The following is a 24,606-nucleotide window of genomic DNA, read 5'->3' as shown; positions in this document are numbered from 1 at the left end:
GGCGCGCCTTTTCTTTTGCCAGAAAAGGGATGGTTTAATTATTACGGCGGGACAGGTGTGCGTGAACCGCCAGGATGGCAATCACAGCAATCAGGAAAGTCAGGAACAGTCGGACGCAAATGCCGCCTAGTTCAGAGGTAACCGCCTGCCTTTCATTGAAGCTGACCCGGATTTCACCCGTGGCTTCCGACATGCTTTCCGGCAAGACCAGCTCGCGAGATACTTCGGTGTCCAGCCCGACAAACAGGCCAACAATAGATTGAAGCATGGAATACTTGGCGCCGCTGGAGCGTTTGGCTTCCCCAAGCACTACATTATGGTCTTCGAAGATTCGGGCTTCTGTGATGAAGCGATGTTCCAGAAGGCCACCGGCAATATCGTGAGCGAGCTCGGCATCAAGGATAAGGACAGCGCGTGCCGCCGGTTTTTCAAGCGACATGATCAAGCCTTCGACCCCGGCTGCGGTCCGGCCCTTGGCTTGTTGCACTTCCAGGAAAAACTGAATCAGCGTCAGGATAACAGCCGCGAGGGCTGCAAAAAGGATCGCCTTTGCAGTGATGCCGCCGAGCACACTGTTGGTATTGCTCTCGTTCACATTCCTAGCCCTTCCAAGATTGACCGCATTATCAGGTGCATACGGGCGAATGATCAATAGGTAATTTTTTCTGCCCTGCTGCGTGCCGGCTCTTGCCCCTTAACTGTACTATTGATTCGCCGCTTTTGCGCCCTTTCCCGATTATAGCGGCAAGACTTTTTTTTACCAAATATTGTGTCTCTTAAATTCCATTCTACTAATTGAAGGGCTATACTGCCGCCACGCAACATATGGGCAATATGAAATTCAACAGCGTTAAGAGTGGGAGGCACGGTCAGTATGGCTGAAGCGGCGACTGTAGAAACATTCGAACCGACAGGACTTTTGGAAGAACGGCACGTCTATAAGCCGTTCCGGTACCCCTGGGCTTATGAAGCCTGGCTGACACAGCAGCAGATTCACTGGCTGCCAGAAGAGGTGCCCCTGGCGGAAGATGTGCGCGATTGGGCCAGGAAACTGACTGATTCGGAGAAGAACCTGCTGACGCAGATTTTCCGTTTCTTCACCCAAAGCGATATCGAGGTGAACAACTGCTACATGAAGCATTACACCAAGATATTCAAACCCACCGAAGTGCAGATGATGCTGTCGGCTTTCTCCAATATGGAAACCATCCATATCGCGGCATACAGCCACCTCCTGGACACACTGGGTATGCCCGAGACTGAATATTCCGCCTTCCTCCACTACAAGGAGATGAAGGATAAATATGACTATATGCAGCAGTTCAATTCGGACGATCTCAGGTCTGCGGCTGTTACACTTGCGGTGTTCGGTGCCTTCACCGAGGGCCTGCAGCTGTTCGCAAGCTTCGCGATGCTCCTGAATTTCCCACGCTTCAACAAAATGAAGGGTATGGGGCAGATCATTACCTGGTCTGTGCGCGACGAGAGCCTGCACTGTAACAGTATCATCAAACTGTTCCACACGCTGATGAAAGAGCACCCAAGCCTATGGGACGATCGCATGCGGGACGAACTGACGGAAGCGTGCAAAACCATTGTGCACCATGAGGATGCCTTTATCGACCTGGCCTTCGGCATGGGTGCGATCGAAGGCCTGACAGCAGAGGAAGTGAAGCAATATATTCGGTATATTGCTGACCGCCGCCTGAACCAGCTTGATCTGGATGAGGTATTTCACGTGGAGAAGAATCCGCTGCCATGGCTCGACAGCATGTTGAATGCAGTAGAACACACCAACTTTTTCGAAAACCGGGCGACCGAATATTCTAAAGCGGCCACCCAAGGCTCGTGGGAGGATGCGTTCGAATAGGCCCGAACGCACTAAGCCCGGAAGGGCAAAACTGGTCACAAGCCCGGATCAAAGAAGCGCTCGAGAGAATCTCGGGCGCTTTTTTCATGACATTCACGAAAAGAAACAATAAGAACAAATAGAGAACAATTGTAATTCATGGGGGACGTGATGAGCTTGCAGTATCTTCAATCAACTTTTCTGACATTCGACCAGCTTTCAGAGCTTACCGGGGTTGAACCGGCGCGGTTGCGAGGATTGATCAAGGCAGGATGCCTTCCCGGCCCGGCCTACCGCGTGGTCGGGGAATGTGTGATTTCTTCGATTTTTGGCGACCATGCAGATGCGGTTGAGCTGCAGTTTTTTCCGCGGTCCTATGTTGCCAAGGTAAATGGGCTTGTACAGTCGGGCCTTCCGGATGATGAGCTGGCCAGAAGGGAAAAGCAGGATTTCTTCGCTCGGTATGTCGAGACACTTGTGGCGTTGCGCGTGCACACCTTTGGGCTGGACGCGCTTTATGGTCAGGACGGTCATGTGGGCGGTACGGAAGCTGAAGCCCTGCTTGAAAAAGAATGGCTGGCCTATCTTGATGGGGCTTATGGCTTATGCACGGGCACGGCCTCTGCAGAAGACATCGCAACCAAGGAAGCCATGATTGCCAAGATCAAATTTCTGATTGCAGCAATCGAGACCGGGGGAGCTGGTACGCTTCTGGCAGAACTGGAGCAAGCGGTTGATCTGCTGGATCAGGTGTCTGCACCGTTTGCACCCCATGAAGTGGCGCGCAGTTCACGCGAGACATATATCAACCAGGTCCGCGCACGGTATCTGGCGCAGTTGGCATAAAAAAAGCGCCCGGCGGGGACCGGGCGCTTCAGTGTCAGGCACCTGAAAAGGGGAGGTCTAGTCGTCCAGGGTGGCAGCGAGGATTGCCAGCCCGGTTGCGACGAAAACCGCGGTGCCCAAGTCATCGCCCTCTATTTCATAGTGCTGGTTTCGTGCCAGCGGAGGGCGATGGGTGTGGTGGCCATACTCAGAACTCAGGCCATAGTCGCCACCACGACGTGAATATTGGTCGTAATCTGCCTGGCTCAGCCGGGTCGCCAGATTCAGGTAATAGTGATCAACACCATTTCGGATCTTGTGCGCGAGCGCACGGCCAAGGTCTTCTGCGGCCTCATTGCGGACCTCGCGGGCCACGTGGCTGCGGTATTCAGGTGTGTTGCGGGCGAACAGCTTGGCGACACCACTGGACGGCATATGACGGGTCGACACAATGCCGCAATTGGTGTGTGCCACCAGGTCAGTGCCGTAGCTGAAGTTCTCAGCCGAGCGCAGTTCGATAAAGTCGGTGTCACGGCCATACCCATGCATGGCGATCTTGATACCGTATGACGCGTAAGCTTCGCCCTTTTCCTTCACCTTGGTGTAATAGGCTTTTTCAAATCGGCCGCAGCGACCACCTGTGTTACGCGCACGCTTCTTGTATTTTTTGTCTTTCCGGTCCGTATCGGTCACGCGGAACCCAAAGCGGTAGTTTTGCTCGCGGGCACGCACCACCATGTCGGCTTGATGACGATCGCGCACAAATTCCACATAATTGGGCAGGCCATAGCGCAACTGTTTGAATGCCCGGGCCTCAAATTCTGTCAGGCCTGCTTCGCGGCGCTCATCCTTGCTGTCCACATCGACGAACACCCGGATGGGATGGCTGGTGCGGAATATTGCGCTGTCGGGGTCGTAGGATGGCAGGTCACGAAGATCACGGTGATCGGCCTCGGCTGCACCACCAAGCGCCAGTGTCGCTGCGGCGGCCAAAAGAATGGCGGTTTTTCGTTGTGCTGTCATAACTCGGTCTCCTCGTCTTATGGAGACACAATAGCCATGCCTTGCTTACGCCACCCTGAGCCGTGTGTTCATAAATGGTTCATCTGCATGTGGAGGGTCTAAGTGATTGGAAATAATAAAAAGCGGGCTTTTGAGCCCGCTTTTATCAGCTTTTAACCTTGCCGTTTGCCCCTAGAAGGCGCCGTGGCAATGCTTGAATTTCTTGCCCGATCCACAAGGGCAGGCGTCGTTGCGCCCAACATCAGCAAAGGGATTTGACGCGGGGCGAGACGCACCCATCATGCCGCCCCCCATGCCGGACACGTCACCGTGGCAATGTTTGAATTTCTCGCCGGAGCCGCAAGGGCAGGGCGCATTCCGCGGCACGTCACCCCAGGTTGAGGTGTCATTCGGGTTGAAGCCGCCACTTGGCGCAGGGCTGCCCACGGCCACTTCTGGCGAAGGATGGCTCTCCTGGAACACGGAAGGCGGTGTCGGTTCGAGATCCTCGGGACGAACCTGTGGTGCCAGTTCAATACGGCCCAGCAGTTGAGTTGTTTCTTCGCGGATGTGGTACAGCATGCCTTCAAACAGGGTAAAGGCTTCCGTCTTATACTCGTTCAGAGGGTCGCGCTGGCCGTAGGCGCGCAGGCTCACGCCCTGACGCAGGTGGTCGAGATTCTGCAGGTGTTCTTTCCATTCCTGGTCCAGAACCTGAAGCAGGATGCTTTTCTCGATGTCCTTTTCCCACATGCCGAAGCCGGTTTCCGGGTCGGCTGTGCCCGTCATCTCGTTGATACGTTTGGCTTTCTCAGCCATAACTTCATTGACGGCTTCTTCGAGGCGCTCGATGATCACATGATCGTCCACGCCTTCCTCAGCCGCCCAAGCGCGAACGTCAACATCAAGATTCAGCTTGGTTCTCACGTCTTCGTCCAGGCCATCGATATCCCACTGTTCAGGGTATGATTTTGGCGGGATGCGGGTTTCCACAATATTGTGGACAACGTCCGCGCGCATATCCTTGATGGTCTCTGAAATCTCTTCAGCATCCATAACTTCGGTGCGCTGTTCGTAGATGGCGCGACGTTGGTCGTTCATCACATCATCGAACTTCACCAGGTTTTTACGGATGTCATAGTTGCGGGCTTCCACCTTGGACTGGGCTTTCTCGATTGCCTTGTTGATCCACGGGTGGATGATGGCCTCGCCTTCCTCAATACCAAGGCGCACGAGCATGGCGTCCATGCGCTCAGGTCCGAAAATGCGCATCAGGTCATCCTGCAGCGACAGGAAGAATTTGGTGCGGCCCGGGTCACCTTGGCGGCCCGAACGGCCACGCAGTTGGTTATCGATGCGTCGGCTTTCGTGCCGCTCGGTGGCGACAACATAAAGGCCGCCCGCCTCGAGTACCTTTTGCTTCTCTTCCTCCACTTCCCGACGGATGCGCTCAGAGATTTCCTTGATCTTGGCTTCGTCTTCAATGCCTGCCGTTTCATCGGCAATACGCAAGTCTGCATTACCACCCAGCTGGATGTCAGTACCCCGACCTGCCATATTGGTGGCAATCGTTACGGCACCGAGACGACCGGCCTGGGCAATGATGCCGGCTTCCTGTTCGTGGAAGCGGGCGTTCAGAACCTGGTGCTTGATCTTCTTCTTCTTGAGATAGTCCGAAAGCACCTCGGATTTCTCGATCGACACTGTACCAACCAGAACCGGCTGGCCCTTGTCCTGTGCCTCGATGATGTCCTTGACGATGGCGTCGAACTTTTCCTTGCCGGTGCGGTAGAATTCGTCGTGCTCGTCCACCCGGGCAACAGGAACGTTGGTCGGGATCTCGATGACGCCCAGGCCGTAGATGTCGCCAAACTCTTCCGCTTCCGTGGAGGCAGTACCGGTCATGCCGGCCAGTTTGGGATACATACGGAAGTAATTCTGGAAGGTGATCGACGCCAGCGTCTGGTTTTCAGGCTGGATCTGGACACCTTCCTTGGCTTCAAGCGCCTGGTGCAGGCCACCCGAATAGCGCCGACCGTCCATCATGCGGCCGGTGAATTCGTCGATGATCACCACTTTGTCGCCCTTGACGATATAGTCTGTGTCGCGCTCGAACATGGTGCGCGCCTTGAGGGCCTGGTCTACGTGGTGAACGATTTGGGTATTTTCATAATCGTAAAGGTTTTCAGCTTTAAGGAGTCCCTGGTCTGCCAGGATTTTCTCCATCTTCTCGTGGCCGTCTTCGGTCAGCGATACATGCTTGGACTTCTCGTCCTTTTCATAGTCGCCTTCACCCAGTTCGGCCACCAGCTTGTCGATGGTGAGGTATAGCTCTGACTTGTCTTCGGTCGGGCCGGAGATAATCAGCGGCGTCCGGGCTTCGTCCACCAGGATACTGTCCACTTCGTCGACGATCGCGAAATGGAAGGGTCGCTGGACCATCTGGTCGCGGTGCGTTTTCATATTGTCGCGCAGATAGTCGAAGCCAAGTTCGTTGTTGGTCGCATAGGTGATGTCACACCGGTAAGCTTCGCGGCGCTCTTCGTCGGTTTTCCCTGGCACCACAACACCCGTGGTCATGCCCAGGAAGCCGTATACCTTGCTCATCCATTCGGCGTCACGCTCAGCCAGATAGTCGTTCACGGTAACCACATGTACGCCCTGGCCGGGCAGGGCGTTCAGGTAGGCTGCCAATGTTGCTACCAGGGTTTTACCCTCACCGGTTTTCATTTCGGCGATCGAGCTGTCGTTGAGGACCATGCCGCCGATCAGCTGTACGTCATAGTGCCTCAGGCCCAGTGACCGGGTCGCGGCTTCGCGGACAACAGCGAAAGCTTCAACCAGAAGGTCGTCAACGGTCTCGCCCGCTTCCAGCCTGTCCCGGAATTCTTGGGTTTTTGCCTTGAGGGCCTCATCTGAAAGCGCTGTCATCTCGTCGGCAAGCGCGCCAATGGCTGCGACTTTAGGCTCAAGTTTACGGAGATAACGTTCGTTTGCGGACCCAAAAATCTTTTTGGCGAGTGTGCTTAATCCCAGCATATTTCTTTCCTGGCCTGCCCCTGGCTTCCTAGCTCTGACATCACCGGTCACTGTGTTGGTGCGCGCTGCGCGGCCGGCCGTACTGTGATCCCTGAGGGAATGCGTTACTGACTTTATAATTATATGCAGTTTCACAACTACAAGAGTGCAGGCACAGATAAGTATCATGCCAGCGTCTGTCAACTGGTGCGGCACCTTCTCGCGGGGAATTGACTGTTTCGGGCGTGATTTCTTGCCGATTGGCAAATCAACGGGCATGATGCGGCAAAATAAATGGCATTGATTGAGGATAATCGCATGGCCGAGTCTAAAGTGTCCCCCCTTGCCCCAGAGGGCTTTCCAAACCTTTTACCTGTCCCAGGTGTCGAAATGGGTGCAATGCACGCAGGCTTCCGCAAGCGCGAGCGTCCGGACCTCCTGTTTGCGGTGATGTCGGAAGGGTCTGTGGCGGCGGGTGTTTTCACTCGGTCCAAGGCGCCAGCGGCGCCTGTTGACTGGTGTCGGGATGCGCTTTTGAAATCTGGCGGCAAGGTGCGGGCGCTGATTGTCAACGCGGGCAATGCCAACGCCTTTACCGGCGAAAAGGGCATGAAGGCGACCGTGAAGTCGGTAGAAACAGCGGCAGCGATTGTTGACTGTGCGCCTGAAGAGGTGCTGGCCTGTTCAACCGGCGTGATTGGCGTGCCGCTGAACGGTGACCTGTTCGAAAGGCCGCTGAAGGCTATCAAGGACGGCATGTCCGGTTCCATGTGGCGGGAAGCGGCCGGTGCCATCATGACCACCGATACCTATCCCAAAGGCAGTTGCAGGGTAGCCACCGTCGAAGGCCGCCCAGCTGTCATTTCCGGCATCGCCAAAGGCTCCGGCATGATCGCGCCCGATATGGCCACCATGCTGGGATTTGTGTTCACCAATGCGGCGCTGACCCATGGTTGCCTGCAAAAAATGCTGGCCGACGCCACAGACCGTACATTCAACAGCATCACTGTGGATGGGGACACCTCCACAAACGATACTTGTATTGCGGTTGCGACCGGTGCTGGCGCGGCTTATGACCCGATTGACGATCCCGATGACCCGCGCCTCGCAGATTTTCGGGCCAAGTTCGACGAAGTAATGACCGATCTTGCACAACTGATTGTGCGGGACGGTGAAGGCGCCACCAAGTTTGTCGCCATCACGATCGAAGGCGCTGAAGACGATGCGGCCGCCCGGGTGATCGGTAAGTCAGTGGCCAACAGCCCGCTGGTGAAAACCGCTATTGCAGGTGAAGACCCCAACTGGGGGCGTCTTGTGGCGGCTGTTGGCAAGGCGGGCGAAGCGGCAGAGCGTGACGCGTTACAAATCTGGATCGGTGGCCAGCATGTGGCCAAGGCTGGCTGTGTGCACCCTCGATACAGTGAGCCGGTGGCTGCGGAACACATGAAGGGCCAGAATATCGATATCCGCATTGATGTGGGCGTTGGTGAAGGTACTGCTACGGTCTGGACGTGTGACCTGACATACGACTATATCCGCATCAATGCGGATTATCGCAGCTAGGACGAATTTTCCACAAGCTGACAAAATACACCCGGTGGTTTCTGCCGGGTGTTTTCTTGTGCGGTCGTAACTACATGAAATTAAACAGCTATTTCTCTGGCATGACTCTTGTATCAGGTAAGGTGTGGGGTACGTTGAACCGGAGTTTGCTGGAGAAGAATGATGCCAACCGTCAATCTAGAGTTACAGATGAAGTTCCTGACGGAATTGAATGAGGCACTGACCGATGCTTTGGACCGCTATGCTGATGAGGGTGCGGACAAACTGGCAGAGCTGAATTACATGAAGCAGGAAGTGGCCAGGGCACGCCTTGTGATTGCCGAGCGTATGGACCATGACGATGACGACAAGAAGTCTGACCGCCGGTCACGCCGTGTGGCTGCTGGATTTCAGGAAGCTGCCTTTAGCTAAACGGGCCGGAATGCCGGTTCGGACAAAGTTGTTGTGCCAGTCCAACTAGCTGCTGCTTGTTGGGGTGGCTGCCTGTGTCTGGTCGCTCAACATAGCGAAAATTTGTTGCACCAGATCGCCAATCGATCCCCATCCTGCAGCAAGACCAAGGGCTGCCAAACCGATCAGCAGCCCATATTCAACGGCTGTCGCACCATGGCGATCCTGCCATAAGGCATCTTTCAGCCCGCGTAATTTTACCGCGACTGTTCTGAACACGATTACAACCCCATAGTTTTAATCCGCGCTATAAGCAGCATAAGCCTCTGCGCCAAACCTAAACAAGTTGTTAAAGCTTGAATTTGGCTAAAAGTGTGTTTACCCGTAGCCACCATGATTGATGATTGTCCAGAACCTAATGTGAAGATTGACGCAGGTCTGCCAACAGTCCTGGTGGCAGCGATTGCGCTTATTGATGTGGATGGCCGTGTGCTTATCGCGCAGCGCCCCGAAGGCAAGGCAATGGCCGGGCTATGGGAATTTCCAGGCGGAAAGGTGGAGGAGGGCGAGCTGCCTGAGGCTGCCCTGATCCGCGAATGCAAGGAAGAGCTGGATATCGATATCACCGCTGCATGCCTGGCGCCCTTTGCCTTCGCGTCCCATTCCTATGAAAAGTTTCATCTTCTGATGCCGCTGTATCTGTGCCGGAAATGGGAAGGCCTTGTGCGCGGTATGGAAGGCCAGGCTTTCAGGTGGGTGAAAATCCGGGATCTGGGGGAATACCCAATGCCGCCGGCGGATGATCCGCTCGTAGCCATGCTGCGGGATTTCCTTTGAGCCTTGAGGTGCTGGAAAGCCTGTTGCGCAGTGACAAGGCTGCAATGACGGCACTTGAGGCTGTTCGTACCGCCGGCCCTGAAGGCGCCTATATCGCCGCAGGCTTCATCCGTAATCGCTACTGGGACAGCTTGTATGATCCCCAGCCTCAGTTTCCAGAGGCAGACGTGGATGTGATTTATTTCGACGCGACCTATGACCTCAAAACTCGCGATCTCGCCTATGAGGCTTCGCTGAAGCTGGTAATGCCGGATGTGGACTGGCAGGTGCGCAACCAGGCACGCATGCACACATTCGGCGGCCACGATCCATTCCAGGATACTGAAACAGCTTTGCGCCACTGGGCGGAAACAGCAACAGGCATCGGTGTACGCCTTTCGCCTGACGGGGCTTTCGAGTGGCTTACCGCTTTCGGGTTTGATGACCTTTTCGCCCATATCCTCAGGATCACTCCTGTGATGAAAGACAATGATCCGGAAGGGTTCGAGGCACGCCTACAGGCCAAAGGCTGGCTGAAACGCTGGCCGAACCTGAAGGTAGTCCGGGACTAGGCCTTTTGGGGCGGTTTGCCAGCCTTGAGGGCGTCGGCCAAATTCACTTTGCCGCTACCGGGCTTCAGGGGCTTCTGCTGGCTCTCGTGCGGGTGCCAGCCGGTCATATACATGATCTGGAAGGTGGCAGGCACACGTCCGTCTGCCATGCCGAATTTGGCCTGATAGATTTCGCAAGCACGCATCAAGACGTCGCGGCGCAAGAAACGCCTGCTGCGGGCCTGCATGGCGTTGGCTTCGCCCATGCCGCGCAGTTCCTGCATCAGCTTCAGCGGGTGCTCGTAGGTTACGGTGATCGTGTCCATGTCAGTGACCGGCAGGGCAAAGCCCGCGCGCTGAAGCAGGCTGCCCAGGTCGCGTACGTCGGCGAACGGGATGACGCGCTGGCTGGCGCCGCCTGTGACTTCCGCCTCGGCGGCCAGAAGGCTATGGCCCAGCTCATGCAGTGTCTCACCGCCAAACAGGGCTGCCATGAAAAGTCCGTCAGGCCTCAAGGCGTGGTTGGCCTGCACCATCAGCCCCGGCAGGTCGTTGACCCAGTGAAGCGCCAGGTTGGATATCACGAGATCACAACTCCCTGGTGCCACATCAAGGGTGCCGTCGGTCGCAGGCGCTGTCTGAACGCCCTGGCCTGTGTGGGGCGCAAAGTTGCCACCAATATCCAGCACTGTACCAAAATCTCGGTTGATGTCCGCCAGGCGGTCCGCCATCCGGTCGGCAATTTCCTCGCGCAGGAAATCGAAATCCGGCCCCATGGCACGGCCACGCACCCTGTTGCGCTGAACCGCGACCTGGTCAAACAGATTGATGTCATTTTGCTCGATGCTCATGGGCTTTGACATAAGCGAGCACCCGCGCCAGTGCAACTGGTTTCATCTCGTGTTGCCTGCTAAGCTCACCCCATGAAACAGATGGGGGCACAATCGGTATTCAGGAAGCTTGGCAGCGGGGTGGTGGATTTTCTGCTGCCGCCGCGGTGCCCGGCCTGTGGTGAGCGCATCCTGTCACACGGCCATTTGTGCGCGGCCTGCTGGCAGGACCTGTCGCCCATCGCTGCACCCTGGTGCGCGTCGTGTGGCTTGCCGTTCGAGGTGGATGTGGGCCCGGATGCGCTGTGCGGCGCCTGCATGAAAGACCCTCCAGCTTTCGACTGGGCGCGGGCAGCGGTGTCTTATGAAGCGCTGGGGCGTGACCTGATCATCCGAATGAAGCATGGCGGCGCCGGGGCCAGCATTCCGGCGTTCGTGACAATGATGGCGCGGGTGATCCCATCTGACGCGCAGGCCGACCTGATCATCCCTGTGCCTTTGCACCGGTGGCGGCTGCTCAAGCGTCGCTTCAACCAATCCCAGTTACTGGCAAAAGGCTTGGCCGGAAAGCTTGGCTTGCGTGCTGATCCGTTTTTGTTGGAGCGTATGCGCGCTACCCCAAGCCAGGGAACACTTGACCGAAAGGGGCGGCGCAAGAATGTACGCGGCGCTTTCCGTGTGCCTGTCAGCCGGTCTGGCCAGCTTGCCGGCAAGCGGGTTCTTCTGGTGGATGACGTGCTGACAACCGGGGCTACGGCATCAGAATGCGCGAAGGCGCTCAAGAAAGCTGGCGCCAGCCATGTTGGGGTTGTGGCTTTCGCGCGGGTGGGGCAACCAGTTCGCAGTTAGCTCCCAGTGTTGTGAAGCGGGGAATTCCTTTAAATTTTGCGTGTTTTCGCTTACATAAGGAGCGAATCCAGAGTGCCAGGAAGGCAACGCTGTTTGAAGTAAAGGAAGTTTTTGTGGCTGACATTGTCATCTATAGCTCGAACATGTGCCCCTATTGCTACCGCGCCAAGGCGCTGCTGAAGCAAAAAGGCGCGCGTTTCAAGGAAATCAACGTGGACATGAACCCCGCTGCCCGACGCGAAATGCGTGAAAAGGCAGGCGGCGTGAACACTGTTCCACAAATCTGGATCGGCCAGCGTCATGTTGGCGGCTGTGATGACCTTTATGCCCTTGATGCACAAGGCGGCCTTGCGTCGCTTCTGGCGGGCTAAAGCCCTTGCGCGTCGCCCTCATACAGCTGAATACCGGCAATGTGGTCGCGGATGCCGTGACCGCTGCAGAAGGTTATATTCGCGAAGCAGCGGCAGATGGCGCAGACTTCATAAGCACGCCTGAAACCACGCATCTGATGGAAATGAACCGCAAGGTGGTGCTTGAAAAAGCCAGCTTTCAGGATGATGACCCTGGCCTGAAGCGCTTCCGCACTATCGCGGCAGAGCTCAAGGTGTGGCTGCATATTGGTTCGCTGATCACAAAAGTGGCTGAGGACCGTCTGGCTAACAGGGGCTTCCTGATTGGCCCGGACGGTGAGATCAAAACCAGCTACGACAAGATGCACCTGTTTGATGTGGATTTAGGCGGTGGTGAAGCGTACCGGGAATCAGCACTTTATGATGGTGGCCAGAGCGCCGTGGTTGCGAAAACGCCGCTGGCTGATTTCGGCCTGTCCATCTGCTATGACCTGCGTTTTGCCTATCTTTATCGGGCGCTGGCCAAGGCTGGCGCAAATGTGTTGCTGGTGCCGGCGGCCTTCACCCGGCCAACGGGTGAAGCGCATTGGCATACGCTTCTGAGGGCACGTGCGATTGAGACAGGTTGCTATGTGCTGGCGGCTGCCCAGACCGGCCTTCATGCCACCGGACGCAGCACATACGGCCACAGCTTGATTATCGACCCCTGGGGCAGCGTTGTCGCTGATGCAGGTACAGACGTTGGCGTCACAATCGCCGATTTGGACCTTGCAAAATGCGCGGAAGCGCGGCAGAAAATCCCTTCGCTCACGCATGACCGCGATGTAACTGTAACGACAGTAGATGCCACATGATCGTATTTGACCTGAAATGCAGTACTGGCCACCGGTTCGAAGCCTGGTTCCGGTCTTCAAACGCCTATGAAGAACAGCAGGCTGTTGGGCTTGTCGAATGCCCGCACTGTGGCAGCAACGAAGTATCGAAGGCACTGATGGCACCGAATGTAGCTTCGAAGGGTAACCAGAAATCCGAGGTGGCATCTGTGGCCGCAAAGGCGGGTGACCCGAAGCTGCAGGAAGTGGTGGAAGAAGCCCAAAAGGTTCTGGCCAAGCTCAAGAACCATGTTGAGGCCAACTGCGATTATGTTGGCGACAAGTTCGCCGACGAGGCCCGCAAGATTCACTATGGTGAAGCGGAAGAACGCGGCATCTATGGTGAAAGCACGCTTCAGGAAGCCAAGGAGCTGCTCGAAGAGGGTGTTGAAGTGATGCCGCTCCCCGGTCTAGGGCGCAAGGACGCCTAAACGAGCCGTTAGCTCACCATCGCCATGCGGTAAGCAAGCGGCGTCAATCCCACCTGCTTCCTGAACTGTGACGTCATATGACTTTGCTGTGCAAATCCTGTGCGGGCTGCGATCTGTGCCAGCGGTTCCTCAGTCTTCAGCCGCTCCCTCACACTTTCAATTCTCTTGCGCATAACATATTGCCCGGGCGTTTCGCCGAAGCTTTCCTTGAACTGGCGGGCGAAATGGAAGGGGCTCAGGCCCGCTTCTGCGGCCAGGTCTGCCATGGACAGGCGGCTATCCAGCTTGTCGGCAATCAGGGCTTTTACCTGCCTCATCTGGAGCGGTGTCAGGCCGCCCTTGAGGCGGTTTTCCTTCAGATCGAAGCCGTTATAGCGGGTGATGATATGGTCGAAGATGCTCATAAGCAGATGCTCGCCCATCAGCCCCGCGCGGTCCGGCTGTCGGGTGCAGCAATCCACATAGCCAAGCAACATGGCCGACAGGGTATCGTCTGCCTGATATATCAGGTCTCTCAGGTCCACCAAGCGTACATCCTGCTCATAATGATCGGCCGCGAAGCGTTTCAGAATGGCGTCCGAAAAATAGAGATGCACGAAATCGATGGGCCCGCCGATGTGCCAGTTGGAGGCATGCCCCTGCGGCATCAGGCACAGGGTGCCGCTACGGCCCAGGTTGCCCTGTTGGTCGGCGCGGTAGCTGGTTTCCCCGCCCTTTAGATAAAGGCTCAGGGTGTGGCTGTCGCTTTTCTCGTAGGCCACGCTGTTGCGGTCGATGGACCATCTGGACACAGCAACATCCCGGTGGATATCGTGCTGGGCCTCAATGCTGGCGTTGGCTTTCAGAAGCAGCGCGCTGTCTATTTTTTCTTTTGCGCGGCTCATGCCGTTTTCCTCTCGCTGTTACCACTGAACATAGGTGTGCCCAGCCAAAACAGCAAGATTTTGATATAGGCCCGCTATGACTTTCGTTAGGGGCTTATGGGATGGCTCGCGCAAAGACGAGTCCGACAGCGAGAGAAAAACAATATGACAACAACATTTTTTCAAGATGCTCTGAACGGGGGCAAGCGGACATGGCCATGGGCAGTGCCGCTTTTATTGGTGATCTTCTTTTTTGCTGGTCAGGTCGTGGCCATTGTACCAGCGATCGAAAGCGGCTGGATCGCCGAAGATGAAATAGAAACATACCCCAACATCCTCTATATGCTCTTCATCGTATTCGGTGCGGTGATGATACCACTTCTTCTGTGGGTGCGCTTCTTCGAGCGGCGCGGACTAGCGAGCATAGGCCTGGTGAGGCATACAGGCGCACAGCGCACATTCGGTAAAGGCTTTGGACTGGGGGCCGGCATGGCGGCCTTGTCGGTTATCGGCATCTGGCTTGTGGGCGGCTATGCCGTTGAAGGGCCGCAGGATTTCATGGCGGTGAGCTATGTGCCGATCCTGCTGCTTGCCCTTGGGTTCATTGTCCAGTCCAGCGTTGAGGAAATCCTGTTTCGGGGCTGGATGCTGTCCCGCCTGTCAGAGCGCTACGGCCTTTGGGTTGGTGTGCTCGGCAACAGCATGCTTTTCATGCTGATGCATGTTGGCATTGGTGGTGATGAACCCTTCAAGCTGGGCGAGTTCAGCATCTTCTTCATCATGACGATGGCCTTTTCAATTTTCCTCAGCTTCCTGGTGATCCGACAGAAGTCGGTTTGGGGCGCCTGTGCGTGGCATGCGGCCTGGAACTGGTCCTTCATCACCTGGTTCGGGGTGCCAACGACGGGTATTGCGCTTGATATCAAGCCCCTGTGGGTGGATCTGATGGTCAAGGACGGTGCGCCTGAATGGCTAACCGGCGGCATGGCCGGACCGGAAAACAGCTTGGTCACAATGCTGGTGTTGATTGGCGGCTGCGTGCTGCTCGCGCGTGGCCTGAAGAAGAAATCCACAGAAACAGCAGGCTAGCTTGATGGGGGTATGGCGGCAGCCGTTTTCCTATTTGGGGGCGGTTGCCGTCATTGCATAGTTGACGCCGGTGTCGGTGGCGCTGAGGCGCCACTTGCCGCCAAGCGGGTTAAAGACAAAACCCGTTGCTTCACCAGCTTCAAAGCCCGCCGTTGAGACAAAATCCTTCAGCTCATCCGGCCTGATGAATTTGTTCCAGTCGTGCGCGCCCACAGGCAACCAGCGCAGCACGTGTTCTGCGCCAATGATGGCAAACAGATAGGCTTTGGCGGTGCGGTTGATGGTGCTGAGCAGCATGATGCCGCCGGGTTTCAAGAGCTTGCGGCAGGCGGCCAGGAAGGCGTCCACGTCCGCGACATGCTCGATCACTTCCATATTGATGATCACATCAAACTGCTCGCCCGCGTCTGCTAGCGCTTCAGCGGTGGTGTTGCGGAAATCGATCTCTAGCTTCGATAGGGCCGCATGTACGCTGGCGGTCTTGATGTTTTTCTCTGACGCATCCACGGCCACGACGTCTGCCCCCAGTCGCGCCATGGGTTCAGACACCAGTCCGCCGCCACAGCCGATGTCCAGCAGGCGCAGGCCTTCAAACGGTTTCTTGAGGTTTTTCTCAAGGCGAAAATGGGCTTCGATTTCCTGACGGATGTATCCAAGGCGCGTTGGGTTCAGGATATGCAGGGGTTTGAACGGGCCCTTTGGGTCCCACCAGGTGTCAGCAATGCGGGCGAAGAAAGCGACCTCGCTTTCGTCCACGGTGCCGCCATGGGCGATGGTGCCGGTCTCCGGCGCCTTATCGGATCTCTGGTTTTCGTTCAGCATATCTTTTGTTCCAAGCAAGCTTTTCCCGCGCGTCTGGCCTACTGAGCGCTTGCACGCATGCAAGCCAGCCTTTAAACAATATCGCGCTGTTTCTCAATACGCACCTTTGCGCGCTTCGGGTCAAGGGGATGCGTCAAAATGCCGGAAACAGGAAGAATTGTGACAGGAACCGGATTATCAGATGGCACGGATAGTAAAAAAGTTTGGTGGAACCTCTGTAGGCGACGTTGACCGCATCAGGAACGTGGCAAGCCGGGTCAAGAAAGCCGTGGACGAAGGCCATGAAGTGGTGGTGGTTGTCTCTGCCATGTCAGGCACCACGAACCAGCTGGTGGACTTCTGCCGGTCGGCTGCGCCCATGCACGATGCGCGCGAATATGACACGGTGGTAGCCGCGGGTGAGCAGATTACCATCGGGCTCCTGTCGATCTGTCTTCAGGAAATGGAAGTGCCTGCGCGCTCTTTCCTGGGCTGGCAGGTGCCGATCCGTACGAACGATGTACATAGTGCTGCGCGAATCGAAAAGATTGAAACCGAAAAGCTTGAGGAATGCCTCAAAGGTGGTCGCGTGGCCGTTGTTGCAGGCTTCCAGGGTATTGCTGACGATGGCCGCATTACCACGCTGGGTCGCGGCGGGTCTGATACCTCGGCTGTGGCACTTGCTGCTGCCTTGAAGGCTGACCAGTGCGATATCTACACGGATGTGGACGGTGTCTATACCACCGACCCTCGTATTGTGCCCAAGGCGCGCAAGCTTGATAAGATTACCTATGAAGAAATGCTCGAGATGGCATCCCTGGGCGCCAAGGTGCTGCAGACCCGGTCTGTGGCCATGGCCATGACGCACGGCGTGCGGACCCAGGTTCTGTCATCTTTTGAAGACCTGCCCGGAACACTTGTAGTTGGTGAGGACGAAATCGTGGAACAGGAAGTAGTAAGCGGGATTGCATATTCCCGCGGCGAAGCAAAAATTACCGTTGTTGGCCTTGAAGACCGGCCTGGGCAGGTGTCGCACCTGTTCGCACCGCTGGCGGACCAGAATATCAACGTCGACATGATCGTTCAGAGCGCGTCCGAAGATGGTACGTCCACCGACGTGACCTTCACCGTGCCGGAAGATGATCTTCGCAAGGCCGTGAAGGTGCTCAGCGACCGTAAGGACGAGCTCAAATACCGTGATCTGGTCTACACCGGCGACGTGGTGAAAGTGTCTGTCGTGGGTGTTGGCATGCGCAGCCACGCGGGTGTCGCAAGCAAAATGTTTGATACGCTCGCAGAAAAGGGTATCAATATCCAAGTTATCTCTACGTCTGAAATTAAAGTTAGTGTAATTATCGACGCGGAATATACAGAGCTTGCAGTTCGGGCGCTTCATACGGCTTATGGTTTGGATGCCCCAACTGACGCATGATCTGCGTGGAGTTTGAGGGTATTTTTTATGAGTGAAATCGGTCTCGCGCGCCTGGAACGCCATTGGCAGCGTGGCAAGGAATTTTTGGGCAGCCGGTATGCCATCCTTGGTGGTGCGATGACATGGGTTTCCGAGCGAAACCTGGTCTCTGCCATCTCTAACGCAGGCGGCTTCGGCGTCATTGCCTGCGGCGGCATGGGCCCGGAACTCCTGGCGGCTGAAATTGCTGCTACCCGCGAACTTACTGACAAGCCATTCGGTGTGAACTTGATCACCCTGCATCCAGACCTGGATGCACTGATTGATGTCTGCGCCGATCAGAAGGTCAGCCATGTGGTGCTGGCGGGTGGACTGCCAAGCGGGGCGGCCATCGCCAAAATCAAGGGCTTCGGCGCAAAGCTCATGTGTTTTGCACCTACAGCGGCCCTCGCGAAGAAACTTGTGCGTTCTGGCGTTGACGCCATCATCATCGAAGGCGCTGAAGCGGGCGGCCATATTGGTCCTGTGTCCACCAGCGTGCTAGCCCAGGAAATCCTGCCTGTTATCACCGATGTGCCGGTGTTTGTTGCAGGCGGCATTGGCCGAGGGGAAGTGATGGCCTCCTACCTTGAAATGGGTGCTTCGGGTGCCCAATTAGGAACCAGGTTTGTGGTCGCAGAGGAATGTGTGGCCCATGAAAAATTCAAAAAGGCTTTCATCCGTGCGAGTGCCCGTGACGCCGTGGCAAGCACACAGATCGATAGTCGTTTCCCTGTGATTCCAGTGCGGGCACTGAAAAACCAGGGTACGGAAGATTTCATGAAAACCCAGGAAGAGGTTGTCGCCAAGTTTCGTACTGGTGAAATCGCGCAGGATGAGGGCCAGATGATGATTGAACATTTCTGGGGTGGAGCTCTTCGCCGCGCGGTGGTTGACGGCGACGTCGAAACCGGGTCTGTTATGGCAGGTCAAAGCGTTGGCATGGTCAAGAAGATCGAGCCAACGGCGGACATCATCAATGAGCTTGTTGCACAAGCTATCAGTCATCTGAACGCCCGCGGCTAACAGATGATATGCGGGCTTCACCGCAAGCTGGCCTTTGCCAGTGCCGACTAAAGGGGGAATGCCTTGCCTGACCACGTAAGTCAGCCAAGATTGCTGCTTCGGCGGCTCCATAGTGTGATGGCTGGTAGCGGCCAGCCGCAGGACCGGCTCGACCGTGTGGTCCGTGTTATCGCGCAGAATATGGTTGCCGAAGTGTGCTCCATCTATTTGTCGCGTGCGGGCGGAATCCTCGAACTGTTTGCAACTGAAGGCCTGAAGGAAGAGGCCGTTCACCAGACACGCCTGCGTGTTGGTGAGGGCCTTGTGGGCCTGGTTGCCGAACGCGGTCTGCCGCTTAACCTTTCTGAAGCCCCCCAGCACCCGCGATTCGTTTATCGCCCGGAAACCGGGGAGGATATCTATCACAGTTTCCTTGGGGTGCCGATCCTGCGCACCGGCAAGGTGGTGGGCGTCCTTGTCGTGCAGAATGTGGCACCGCGGCGCTACAAGCCTGAAGAAGTGGAAGCGCTTCAAACCATCTCCATGGTGATTGCCGAACTTGTTGGTTCCGGTACGCTTGTGGACAAGGAAGAGCTGACCGAGGACAGCACCACGACCGGTGAGCCCGTAACACTTGACGGCATGTCGCTTGCGGGCGGCGTTGGGGCCGGTGTAGCGGTGTTCCACCAGCCGCAAATTCATATCACCCGCACGGTGGCAGAAGATGTCGACGCAGAGAAGCTGCGGCTTGAAGAAGCGATTGCTGAACTCAGGTTGCGGCTTGAAGAGCTGATCGAGCATCCTGACCTGGCCCACGGCGGTGAGCACCGCGAGGTTCTTGAGACCTACCGCATGTTTGCCTACGACCAGGGCTGGCAGGAAAAGATGCGTGAAGCTGTGCTGTCCGGGCTGACAGCGGAAGCTGCAGTTGATCGCGTGCTGCAGGAAAATCGTGCCCGGATGAGCAAAATCAGAGACCCGTACCTTCGGGAGCGGATCGCTGATTTCGAAGACCTGGCGTCACGCCTGATCCGGATCATTCAGGGCGACAAGAGCGACTACCGCACCAAGCTAACGGAAGAATCGGCCCTGATCGCCCGCACCATCGGGCCCGCTGAATTGATGGATTATGACCGTGACCTCCTGAAAGCTATTGTGCTTGAGGAAGGGTCGGCCACATCGCATGTGACCATCATTGCGCGCGCCATGGGTATTCCCGTGCTTGGCCGGGTCAAGGGGCTCTTGACCCACGTAGAGCCGGGTGAGCAGGTCATTGTCGATACCGGCAGCGAGCATGTTTATATCCGCCCAGCCGACGATGTGATCGATAGCTACAAGGCCACGCTTGAGCTTCAGGAACAGCTGTATGCCGAATATGCGGCTGAGCGCGACCTGCCGGCTGAAACGCTTGACGGTCACCGGGTGACGCTGTTCATGAACGCTGGCCTTCTGGTAGACCTGCCCAGCCTGGACAATACGGGCGCAGAAGGCATCGGCCTGTTCCGCACAGAGTTCCAGTTCATGGTGTCGCCGGCATTGCCGCGGGTGGATGAACAGACAAAGATTTACAAAGCCGCCCTGGAAGCGGCTGGCGATAGGCCGGTGGTGTTCCGCACGCTGGATATCGGCGGCGACAAGCCCGCGCCATTCCTACCGCGTGAAGAAGAAGAAAACCCGGCGATGGGCTGGCGCGCCATCCGCATTGCGCTCGATCGTCCGGCACTCTTGCGCTACCAGCTGCGAGCCCTTCTTTATGCTGCGGCCGGTAAAACGCTTCATGTCATGTTCCCGATGATCGCAGAGGTCGCGGAACTGAGGCGCTGCAAGGCCATCCTGCAAAAGGAGATTGACCGCCTGGCCAAGCATGACCGCGAAGCGCCGAAGGAGGTCAAGGTAGGCTGTATGCTGGAAGTGCCGTCGCTTTCATGGCAGCTTGATACCCTGATGAACGAGATCGACTTCCTGTCGATTGGCACCAATGACCTGATGCAGTTCTTCTTTGCCTGCGACCGGGGCAACCCGAAGCTTGCCAACCGTTATGACCTGTTGGCGCCGCCGGTGCTGGCGTTTCTCCATATGGTGATCAAGGCGTGCGATAATGCAGGTGTGCCGGTTACCCTGTGCGGCGAGATGGGTGGGCGCCCGATCGAAGCCATGGCTCTTGTTGCCCTGGGGCTGCGCCGTATATCTATCTCGCCGACATCTGTGGGGCCTGTGAAGCGAATGATCCGCTCAGTCAACCTGAAGCAGTTGCGTGATTTCATGCTGTCGAACATCACGTCGCCGGAACATTCGATTCGCGACTCACTCGTGGCTTTCGCCAAGGATCACAAGATCAAACTCTGAAATTCTCTTGAAGCAGCAACTGTTTGCCGTTTCGAGGAGAATAATTTCCCATAAAAATTGAATCTATTTGACTCGGGGCGTTAAATGTTTTTTGACTAATGTGTGGTCCAATAGAAACCGTAGAAAAAAACCACGGACCGCAACCACAAGCTGCTCGCACGATAGCGGGGCGACAAATGGATGCAGAAATGTGGTGCTCGAGAGACCTCAGGGGGAATACCGGACGGTCTCACGTTGGGAAAACGCTGTAATAGCAGGTTACTGTCTGTCCAGACTGGGAAAACCCAGCAAGGGCCAGGCAGGGGACGGTTTTGTGATGAGCCAAGATGAAAAAACAGTAGGTAAACTGTTGCGGGACGCGCGTGATGAGCGCGGCCTGAGTATTGAGTCCATCGCCAAGGATATTTGTGTCAGGAGCAGTTATCTGGTCGCCATTGAAGCGGACGACTATGACGAGCTTCCTGAGAAAACTTTCGCAGTTGGGTTTGTGCGCGCGTATGCCATGGCATTAAAGCAGGACGCAAAATCCATCGTTGCCCAGTTCAAAGAAGAATATGGTATTGAAGAAACGCCGCTGGTGCTGCCGGTTGATACACCGCTTGCACAGCCGCGCCGCCGCCTGCCCGGTTGGCTTTCGCCGCTTGCGGGCGTGGTGGGCGTTTCCCTTTGCTGGGCCATGTTTGGCTCAAGCATCGTGCCTTTCAGCCTGACAGCGGACAGTGACATCATCGACCGTAATACTGATGTTGCCCAGTTGCAGGCCGTGCAGGCATCCTTGCCGGCCCGCACCGAAGAGGCCCAGGTGACAAATGCGGACGCTGCGGTGGTTAATGACGCTGTGCAGCTTGAAACGGTCGCTTCCGGTGACACGCAACTGTTTGTTCGCCCGGCGTCGCTGTTTTCACCGGCCGCGATTGCGGATCAGGCAATTGCCGGTGTAGGCACCTCAGATGTTTTGCTGGAAGCCAAAGAAGACTCGTGGCTGCGGCTTGAAAATGCTGACGGTACTGAAATCTGGTCTGGCGTCTTGCGCGAAGGCCAAAGCTACCGCCCGCAGTTTGACGGCTCAGCGCTTCTGTCCACGACAAATGCTGGGGGTGTAACCCTGACGCTTGGTGATCAGCAGCATGTTGCACTTGGTGGCCGCGGTGAGGTGATCGTAGGTGTTCGCCTTGATCAGGATCGCCTGCTGTCGTCGGTCAGTGCTTCCACGGGCGGCTCACGCTGAAATTCTGAAACTGCCAATTCCCGAAAATCCTTGCTTTCAGCGAGGCGCTTCCTCATGTATAACGCCAACAAACACGCTTGGAGTTAGAGGTAATAGACCGTCATGAGTGTACGCCCCTGGAGAGACGTTTACCGTAGGAAATCCCGCCAGATCATGGTCGGGAATGTTCCTGTTGGTGGCGACGCGCCGATCACGGTGCAGACCATGACCAATACGCTGACCTCTGACCCGCGTGCCACGATCAACCAGATCCGCATCGCGGAAGAGGCCGGTGTTGATATTGTCCGGGTTTCCTGCCCGGATGAAGAATCAACTGCGGCCATGCCGGAAATCTGTCGCGAAGCCAATGTGCCGATCGTGGCGGACATTCATTTCCACTATAAGCGCGCGCTTGAAGCTGCTGATGCGGGCGCGGCCTGCCTGCGGATCAATCCAGGCAATATCGGGTCTGCTGACCGGGTTCGGGAAGTGATCCGCGCTGCGAAAGCCAATGGTTGTTCCATGCGGATTGGCGTGAACGCCGGGTCGCTTGAGAAGCATCTTCTTGAAAAATATGGCGAACCTTGCCCTGAGGCTTTGGTCGAAAGTGCGCTTGAACACGCCCGTATCCTTGAAGATAATGATTTTCATGACTTCAAGATCAGCGTGAAGGCATCTGATGTGTTCCTCGCAGTTGCGGCTTATCAGGGCCTCGCGGACGCGACCGATTATCCGCTGCACCTTGGCATCACCGAAGCCGGAGGCCTGCGCGGTGGCACGGTCAAATCGGCCATCGGGATCGGCTCCCTTCTTTGGGCCGGTATCGGTGACACGATCCGTGTGTCCCTGTCTGCTGAGCCCGTTGAAGAAGTGAAAGCGGGCTTTGAAATCCTGAAGTCACTTGGACTTCGTCACCGCGGCGTGCGGATCGTTTCCTGCCCGTCATGTGCGCGCCAGGCCTTCCCGGTGATCAAGACTGTGGAAGTGCTCGAGGAGCGCCTGTCGCATATCCATACGCCCATGAGCCTGTCGATCATCGGCTGCGTGGTGAACGGCCCGGGTGAAGCACGTGAGACGGATATCGGCCTCACCGGCGGCGGCCAAGGCAACCATATGGTTTACCTTTCGGGCGTGACCGACCATAAAATTACCGACGACAAGCTTGTCGATCATATTGTTGATCTTGTGGAAGAAAAAGCGGCTGAACTTGAAGCTGCTAGCACCCAAGACTCTCATTAGCTGATTTAAAAGGAATTTCCCGTGTCCAAACTGCAACCAGCGCGGGGCACGCGCGATATCTATGGGGACGAGGCCCGCCGGATGACTGCTGTGGTGGAAACCTTCCGCCGCGTCGCGTCAACATACGGCTTTGAAGAGCTGTCGACCCCCATCTTCGAATTCACCGATGTCTTTCGCCGGCCTCTCGGGGAAGCATCTGATGTGGTTTCGAAAGAAATGTACACCTTTGAAGATCGCGGCGGTGAAGAGATTACACTGCGCCCTGAATTCACAGCCGGTGTGTGTCGCGCCTTCATCTCGAACGGCATGCAGCAGAACCTGCCGTGCCGCCTTATGAGCAACGGCCCAGCTTTTCGCTATGAGCGCCCTCAAAAGGGTCGTTACCGCCAATTCCACCAGATCAATGCTGAGCTCCTTGGGCCAGAAAATCCGGAAGCGGATGTCGAACAGATTGCCATGGCGTGGCGCCTTCTGCGTGAGCTTGGCCTCGGCGACAAAGTGATCCTGCACCTGAACACCCTTGGTGACGTGGAAAGCCGGGTGGCGTACCGCGAGGCATTGGTGGCATATCTGGAAGCACATAAGGATAAACTGTCAGAAGACAGCGTGCGGCGCCTGGAAACCAACCCACTGCGCATTCTGGACAGTAAGGACGACGGCGATAAGGTTATCGTGGCTGATGCGCCGCTTTTGTCAGAACACCTGAATGAGGCGTCCCGCGCTTTCTTTGAAAGTGTGAAGGCCGGCCTTGAAGCTGTTGGTGTGCCTTATGAGCATGACGAACGTCTGGTGCGCGGCCTTGATTATTATACCCACACGGCTTTTGAGTTTGTGACCACCGAACTGGGTGCACAGGGCACAGTGCTAGCAGGTGGCCGCTATGACGGCCTGATTGAAAAGCTGGGCGGTCCGGCAGTGGCTGGCGTTGGCTGGGCGGGCGGCATAGAACGTCTGGCCATGCTGTCTGAGCTTGATTTAGTGGACGTACGACCGGTTATGATCATGCCGATGGGTGAGGCCGCGACACTGAAAGCATTTGCGCTGGCGGAAGACATGCGCGAGGCAGGGCTGACGGTTCTGGCTGACCGCAGTGGTAACCTGAAGAAGCGCCTGACACGGGCATCGAAGGCAAATGCGAAGTTTGCCATCATCCTGGGTGACAACGAACTTGAAGCCGGCAATGTGATGGTCAAGGAGCTGGACAGCGGCGAGCAATGGGAAGTGCCGTTCGGCGGCCTCGTTGCCTCGATCACGGCGTAA

24 protein-coding genes are annotated in these 24,606 nt (G+C 56.4%); 17 read left to right on the top strand and 7 right to left on the bottom strand.

What is annotated here, in order from left to right; genetic code table 11:
- Positions 1 to 34: 34 nt before the first annotated feature.
- Complete coding sequence (locus tag KORLAC_RS15160) at positions 35 to 595, bottom strand: hypothetical protein (RefSeq protein WP_068307963.1); 561 nt, start codon at positions 593 to 595, stop codon at positions 35 to 37.
- A gap of 279 nt (positions 596 to 874) precedes the next feature.
- Here KORLAC_RS15160 and KORLAC_RS15155 point away from each other — a divergent pair, with 279 nt between their 5' ends.
- Both KORLAC_RS15155 and KORLAC_RS15150 read left to right on the top strand, forming a co-directional pair.
- The gene (locus KORLAC_RS15155) at positions 875 to 1,870 is read left to right on the top strand and encodes a ribonucleotide-diphosphate reductase subunit beta (protein WP_068307961.1); all 996 of its coding nucleotides are present in this window, start codon (positions 875 to 877) and stop codon (positions 1,868 to 1,870) included.
- Between the two features lie 150 nt (positions 1,871 to 2,020).
- Positions 2,021 to 2,695, top strand: coding sequence for a DUF6058 family natural product biosynthesis protein (locus KORLAC_RS15150; RefSeq protein WP_068307957.1), 675 nt, complete (start codon positions 2,021 to 2,023; stop codon positions 2,693 to 2,695).
- 57 nt (positions 2,696 to 2,752) lie between these two features.
- Here the strand turns inward: KORLAC_RS15150 and KORLAC_RS15145 are convergent, their stop codons facing one another.
- Together KORLAC_RS15145 and secA are read right to left on the bottom strand one after the other, a co-directional pair.
- Positions 2,753 to 3,697 carry a hypothetical protein gene (locus KORLAC_RS15145; protein ID WP_068307955.1) on the bottom strand — a complete coding sequence of 315 codons (945 nt, stop codon included), beginning with the start codon at positions 3,695 to 3,697 and terminating at the stop codon, positions 2,753 to 2,755.
- Between the two features lie 171 nt (positions 3,698 to 3,868).
- Complete coding sequence (gene secA, locus KORLAC_RS15140) at positions 3,869 to 6,715, bottom strand: preprotein translocase subunit SecA (protein WP_068307952.1); 2,847 nt, start codon at positions 6,713 to 6,715, stop codon at positions 3,869 to 3,871.
- 297 nt (positions 6,716 to 7,012) lie between these two features.
- On the opposite strand from secA, the gene argJ reads away from it, so the two are divergent.
- Positions 7,013 to 8,257, top strand: coding sequence for a bifunctional glutamate N-acetyltransferase/amino-acid acetyltransferase ArgJ (gene argJ, locus KORLAC_RS15135; RefSeq protein WP_068307950.1), 1,245 nt, complete (start codon positions 7,013 to 7,015; stop codon positions 8,255 to 8,257).
- 162 nt (positions 8,258 to 8,419) lie between these two features.
- On the top strand, positions 8,420 to 8,668 hold the full coding sequence (locus KORLAC_RS15130; RefSeq protein WP_139167406.1) for a hypothetical protein: 249 nt from the start codon (positions 8,420 to 8,422) through the stop codon (positions 8,666 to 8,668).
- A gap of 45 nt (positions 8,669 to 8,713) precedes the next feature.
- Here the strand turns inward: KORLAC_RS15130 and KORLAC_RS15125 are convergent, their stop codons facing one another.
- Positions 8,714 to 8,926, bottom strand: a complete 213-nt coding sequence (locus KORLAC_RS15125; RefSeq protein ID WP_068307945.1) for a Flp family type IVb pilin — start codon at positions 8,924 to 8,926, stop codon at positions 8,714 to 8,716.
- Positions 8,927 to 9,085: 159 nt separating this feature from the next.
- Between KORLAC_RS15125 and mutT the strand changes: the two genes are divergently transcribed.
- A complete protein-coding gene (gene mutT / locus KORLAC_RS15120) occupies positions 9,086 to 9,484 on the top strand; it encodes an 8-oxo-dGTP diphosphatase MutT (protein ID WP_068309330.1) in 399 nt (132 codons plus the stop codon).
- Positions 9,481 to 10,035 carry a nucleotidyltransferase family protein gene (locus tag KORLAC_RS15115; protein WP_068307942.1) on the top strand — a complete coding sequence of 185 codons (555 nt, stop codon included), beginning with the start codon at positions 9,481 to 9,483 and terminating at the stop codon, positions 10,033 to 10,035. The genes mutT and KORLAC_RS15115 overlap by 4 nt, the downstream gene beginning before the upstream one ends.
- Here the strand turns inward: KORLAC_RS15115 and KORLAC_RS15110 are convergent.
- Positions 10,032 to 10,877 carry a methyltransferase domain-containing protein gene (locus KORLAC_RS15110; RefSeq protein ID WP_074519262.1) on the bottom strand — a complete coding sequence of 282 codons (846 nt, stop codon included), beginning with the start codon at positions 10,875 to 10,877 and terminating at the stop codon, positions 10,032 to 10,034. The genes KORLAC_RS15115 and KORLAC_RS15110 overlap by 4 nt on opposite strands.
- Before the next feature lie 60 nt (positions 10,878 to 10,937).
- Between KORLAC_RS15110 and KORLAC_RS15105 the strand changes: the two genes are divergently transcribed.
- The 4 genes from KORLAC_RS15105 (at position 10,938) to KORLAC_RS15090 (ending at position 13,346) form a co-directional block, all read left to right on the top strand.
- Complete coding sequence (locus tag KORLAC_RS15105) at positions 10,938 to 11,693, top strand: ComF family protein (RefSeq protein WP_206594985.1); 756 nt, start codon at positions 10,938 to 10,940, stop codon at positions 11,691 to 11,693.
- 113 nt (positions 11,694 to 11,806) lie between these two features.
- Complete coding sequence (gene grxC / locus KORLAC_RS15100; protein WP_068307940.1) at positions 11,807 to 12,064, top strand: glutaredoxin 3; 258 nt, start codon at positions 11,807 to 11,809, stop codon at positions 12,062 to 12,064.
- 5 nt (positions 12,065 to 12,069) lie between these two features.
- Positions 12,070 to 12,897 (top strand): carbon-nitrogen hydrolase family protein, encoded by an 828-nt coding sequence (locus KORLAC_RS15095; protein ID WP_068307938.1) that lies wholly within the window; start codon positions 12,070 to 12,072, stop codon positions 12,895 to 12,897.
- Positions 12,894 to 13,346: a DUF1178 family protein gene (locus KORLAC_RS15090; protein WP_068307936.1), complete on the top strand. Its 453-nt coding sequence runs from the start codon at positions 12,894 to 12,896 to the stop codon at positions 13,344 to 13,346. The genes KORLAC_RS15095 and KORLAC_RS15090 overlap by 4 nt, the downstream gene beginning before the upstream one ends.
- An 8-nt stretch (positions 13,347 to 13,354) precedes the next feature.
- Here KORLAC_RS15090 and KORLAC_RS15085 read toward each other — a convergent pair whose 3' ends face one another.
- Positions 13,355 to 14,230 carry an AraC family transcriptional regulator gene (locus KORLAC_RS15085; RefSeq protein WP_068307933.1) on the bottom strand — a complete coding sequence of 292 codons (876 nt, stop codon included), beginning with the start codon at positions 14,228 to 14,230 and terminating at the stop codon, positions 13,355 to 13,357.
- 144 nt (positions 14,231 to 14,374) lie between these two features.
- Between KORLAC_RS15085 and KORLAC_RS15080 the strand changes: the two genes are divergently transcribed.
- Positions 14,375 to 15,298 (top strand): CPBP family intramembrane glutamic endopeptidase, encoded by a 924-nt coding sequence (locus KORLAC_RS15080; RefSeq protein ID WP_068307930.1) that lies wholly within the window; start codon positions 14,375 to 14,377, stop codon positions 15,296 to 15,298.
- A gap of 30 nt (positions 15,299 to 15,328) precedes the next feature.
- Here KORLAC_RS15080 and ubiG read toward each other — a convergent pair whose 3' ends face one another.
- On the bottom strand, positions 15,329 to 16,120 hold the full coding sequence (gene ubiG, locus KORLAC_RS15075) for a bifunctional 2-polyprenyl-6-hydroxyphenol methylase/3-demethylubiquinol 3-O-methyltransferase UbiG (RefSeq protein ID WP_082714720.1): 792 nt from the start codon (positions 16,118 to 16,120) through the stop codon (positions 15,329 to 15,331).
- Positions 16,121 to 16,301: 181 nt separating this feature from the next.
- Between ubiG and KORLAC_RS15070 the strand changes: the two genes are divergently transcribed.
- The 6 genes from KORLAC_RS15070 (at position 16,302) to hisS (ending at position 24,606) form a co-directional block, all read left to right on the top strand.
- A complete protein-coding gene (locus KORLAC_RS15070; RefSeq protein WP_068307927.1) occupies positions 16,302 to 17,531 on the top strand; it encodes an aspartate kinase in 1,230 nt (409 codons plus the stop codon).
- 27 nt (positions 17,532 to 17,558) lie between these two features.
- The gene (locus KORLAC_RS15065; RefSeq protein ID WP_068307925.1) at positions 17,559 to 18,575 is read left to right on the top strand and encodes an NAD(P)H-dependent flavin oxidoreductase; all 1,017 of its coding nucleotides are present in this window, start codon (positions 17,559 to 17,561) and stop codon (positions 18,573 to 18,575) included.
- 63 nt (positions 18,576 to 18,638) lie between these two features.
- Positions 18,639 to 20,900 carry a phosphoenolpyruvate--protein phosphotransferase gene (gene ptsP / locus KORLAC_RS15060; RefSeq protein WP_169794404.1) on the top strand — a complete coding sequence of 754 codons (2,262 nt, stop codon included), beginning with the start codon at positions 18,639 to 18,641 and terminating at the stop codon, positions 20,898 to 20,900.
- Between the two features lie 316 nt (positions 20,901 to 21,216).
- Entirely contained in the window at positions 21,217 to 22,128 is a 912-nt protein-coding gene (locus KORLAC_RS15055; protein ID WP_068307921.1) for a helix-turn-helix domain-containing protein, read from the top strand.
- Between the two features lie 102 nt (positions 22,129 to 22,230).
- A complete protein-coding gene (gene ispG, locus KORLAC_RS15050; RefSeq protein ID WP_068307919.1) occupies positions 22,231 to 23,346 on the top strand; it encodes a flavodoxin-dependent (E)-4-hydroxy-3-methylbut-2-enyl-diphosphate synthase in 1,116 nt (371 codons plus the stop codon).
- A gap of 21 nt (positions 23,347 to 23,367) precedes the next feature.
- Positions 23,368 to 24,606, top strand: a complete 1,239-nt coding sequence (gene hisS, locus KORLAC_RS15045) for a histidine--tRNA ligase (RefSeq protein ID WP_068307916.1) — start codon at positions 23,368 to 23,370, stop codon at positions 24,604 to 24,606.

Origin of the sequence: Kordiimonas lacus, from assembly GCF_001550055.1 — a bacterium.
Lineage (GTDB): Bacteria > Pseudomonadota > Alphaproteobacteria > Sphingomonadales > Kordiimonadaceae > Kordiimonas > Kordiimonas lacus.
This window is presented reverse-complemented; position numbering and strand designations above follow the sequence as displayed.

Excerpts from the sequence above, each read along its gene's own strand:
- KORLAC_RS15070 (WP_068307927.1), top strand. The coding sequence starts at position 16,302 with ATGGCACGGATAGTAAAAAAGTTTGGTGGAACCTCTGTAGGCGACGTT.
- KORLAC_RS15145 (WP_068307955.1), bottom strand. The coding sequence starts at position 3,697 with ATGACAGCACAACGAAAAACCGCCATTCTTTTGGCCGCCGCAGCGACA.
- ubiG (WP_082714720.1), bottom strand. The coding sequence starts at position 16,120 with ATGCTGAACGAAAACCAGAGATCCGATAAGGCGCCGGAGACCGGCACC.
- KORLAC_RS15130 (WP_139167406.1), top strand. The coding sequence starts at position 8,420 with ATGCCAACCGTCAATCTAGAGTTACAGATGAAGTTCCTGACGGAATTG.
- KORLAC_RS15080 (WP_068307930.1), top strand. The coding sequence starts at position 14,375 with ATGACAACAACATTTTTTCAAGATGCTCTGAACGGGGGCAAGCGGACA.
- KORLAC_RS15150 (WP_068307957.1), top strand. The coding sequence starts at position 2,021 with ATGAGCTTGCAGTATCTTCAATCAACTTTTCTGACATTCGACCAGCTT.
- ispG (WP_068307919.1), top strand. The coding sequence starts at position 22,231 with ATGAGTGTACGCCCCTGGAGAGACGTTTACCGTAGGAAATCCCGCCAG.
- KORLAC_RS15110 (WP_074519262.1), bottom strand. The coding sequence starts at position 10,877 with ATGTCAAAGCCCATGAGCATCGAGCAAAATGACATCAATCTGTTTGAC.
- KORLAC_RS15090 (WP_068307936.1), top strand. The coding sequence starts at position 12,894 with ATGATCGTATTTGACCTGAAATGCAGTACTGGCCACCGGTTCGAAGCC.
- KORLAC_RS15065 (WP_068307925.1), top strand. The coding sequence starts at position 17,559 with ATGAGTGAAATCGGTCTCGCGCGCCTGGAACGCCATTGGCAGCGTGGC.
- argJ (WP_068307950.1), top strand. The coding sequence starts at position 7,013 with ATGGCCGAGTCTAAAGTGTCCCCCCTTGCCCCAGAGGGCTTTCCAAAC.
- secA (WP_068307952.1), bottom strand. The coding sequence starts at position 6,715 with ATGCTGGGATTAAGCACACTCGCCAAAAAGATTTTTGGGTCCGCAAAC.
- KORLAC_RS15055 (WP_068307921.1), top strand. The coding sequence starts at position 21,217 with ATGAGCCAAGATGAAAAAACAGTAGGTAAACTGTTGCGGGACGCGCGT.
- KORLAC_RS15155 (WP_068307961.1), top strand. The coding sequence starts at position 875 with ATGGCTGAAGCGGCGACTGTAGAAACATTCGAACCGACAGGACTTTTG.
- KORLAC_RS15105 (WP_206594985.1), top strand. The coding sequence starts at position 10,938 with ATGAAACAGATGGGGGCACAATCGGTATTCAGGAAGCTTGGCAGCGGG.
- KORLAC_RS15085 (WP_068307933.1), bottom strand. The coding sequence starts at position 14,230 with ATGAGCCGCGCAAAAGAAAAAATAGACAGCGCGCTGCTTCTGAAAGCC.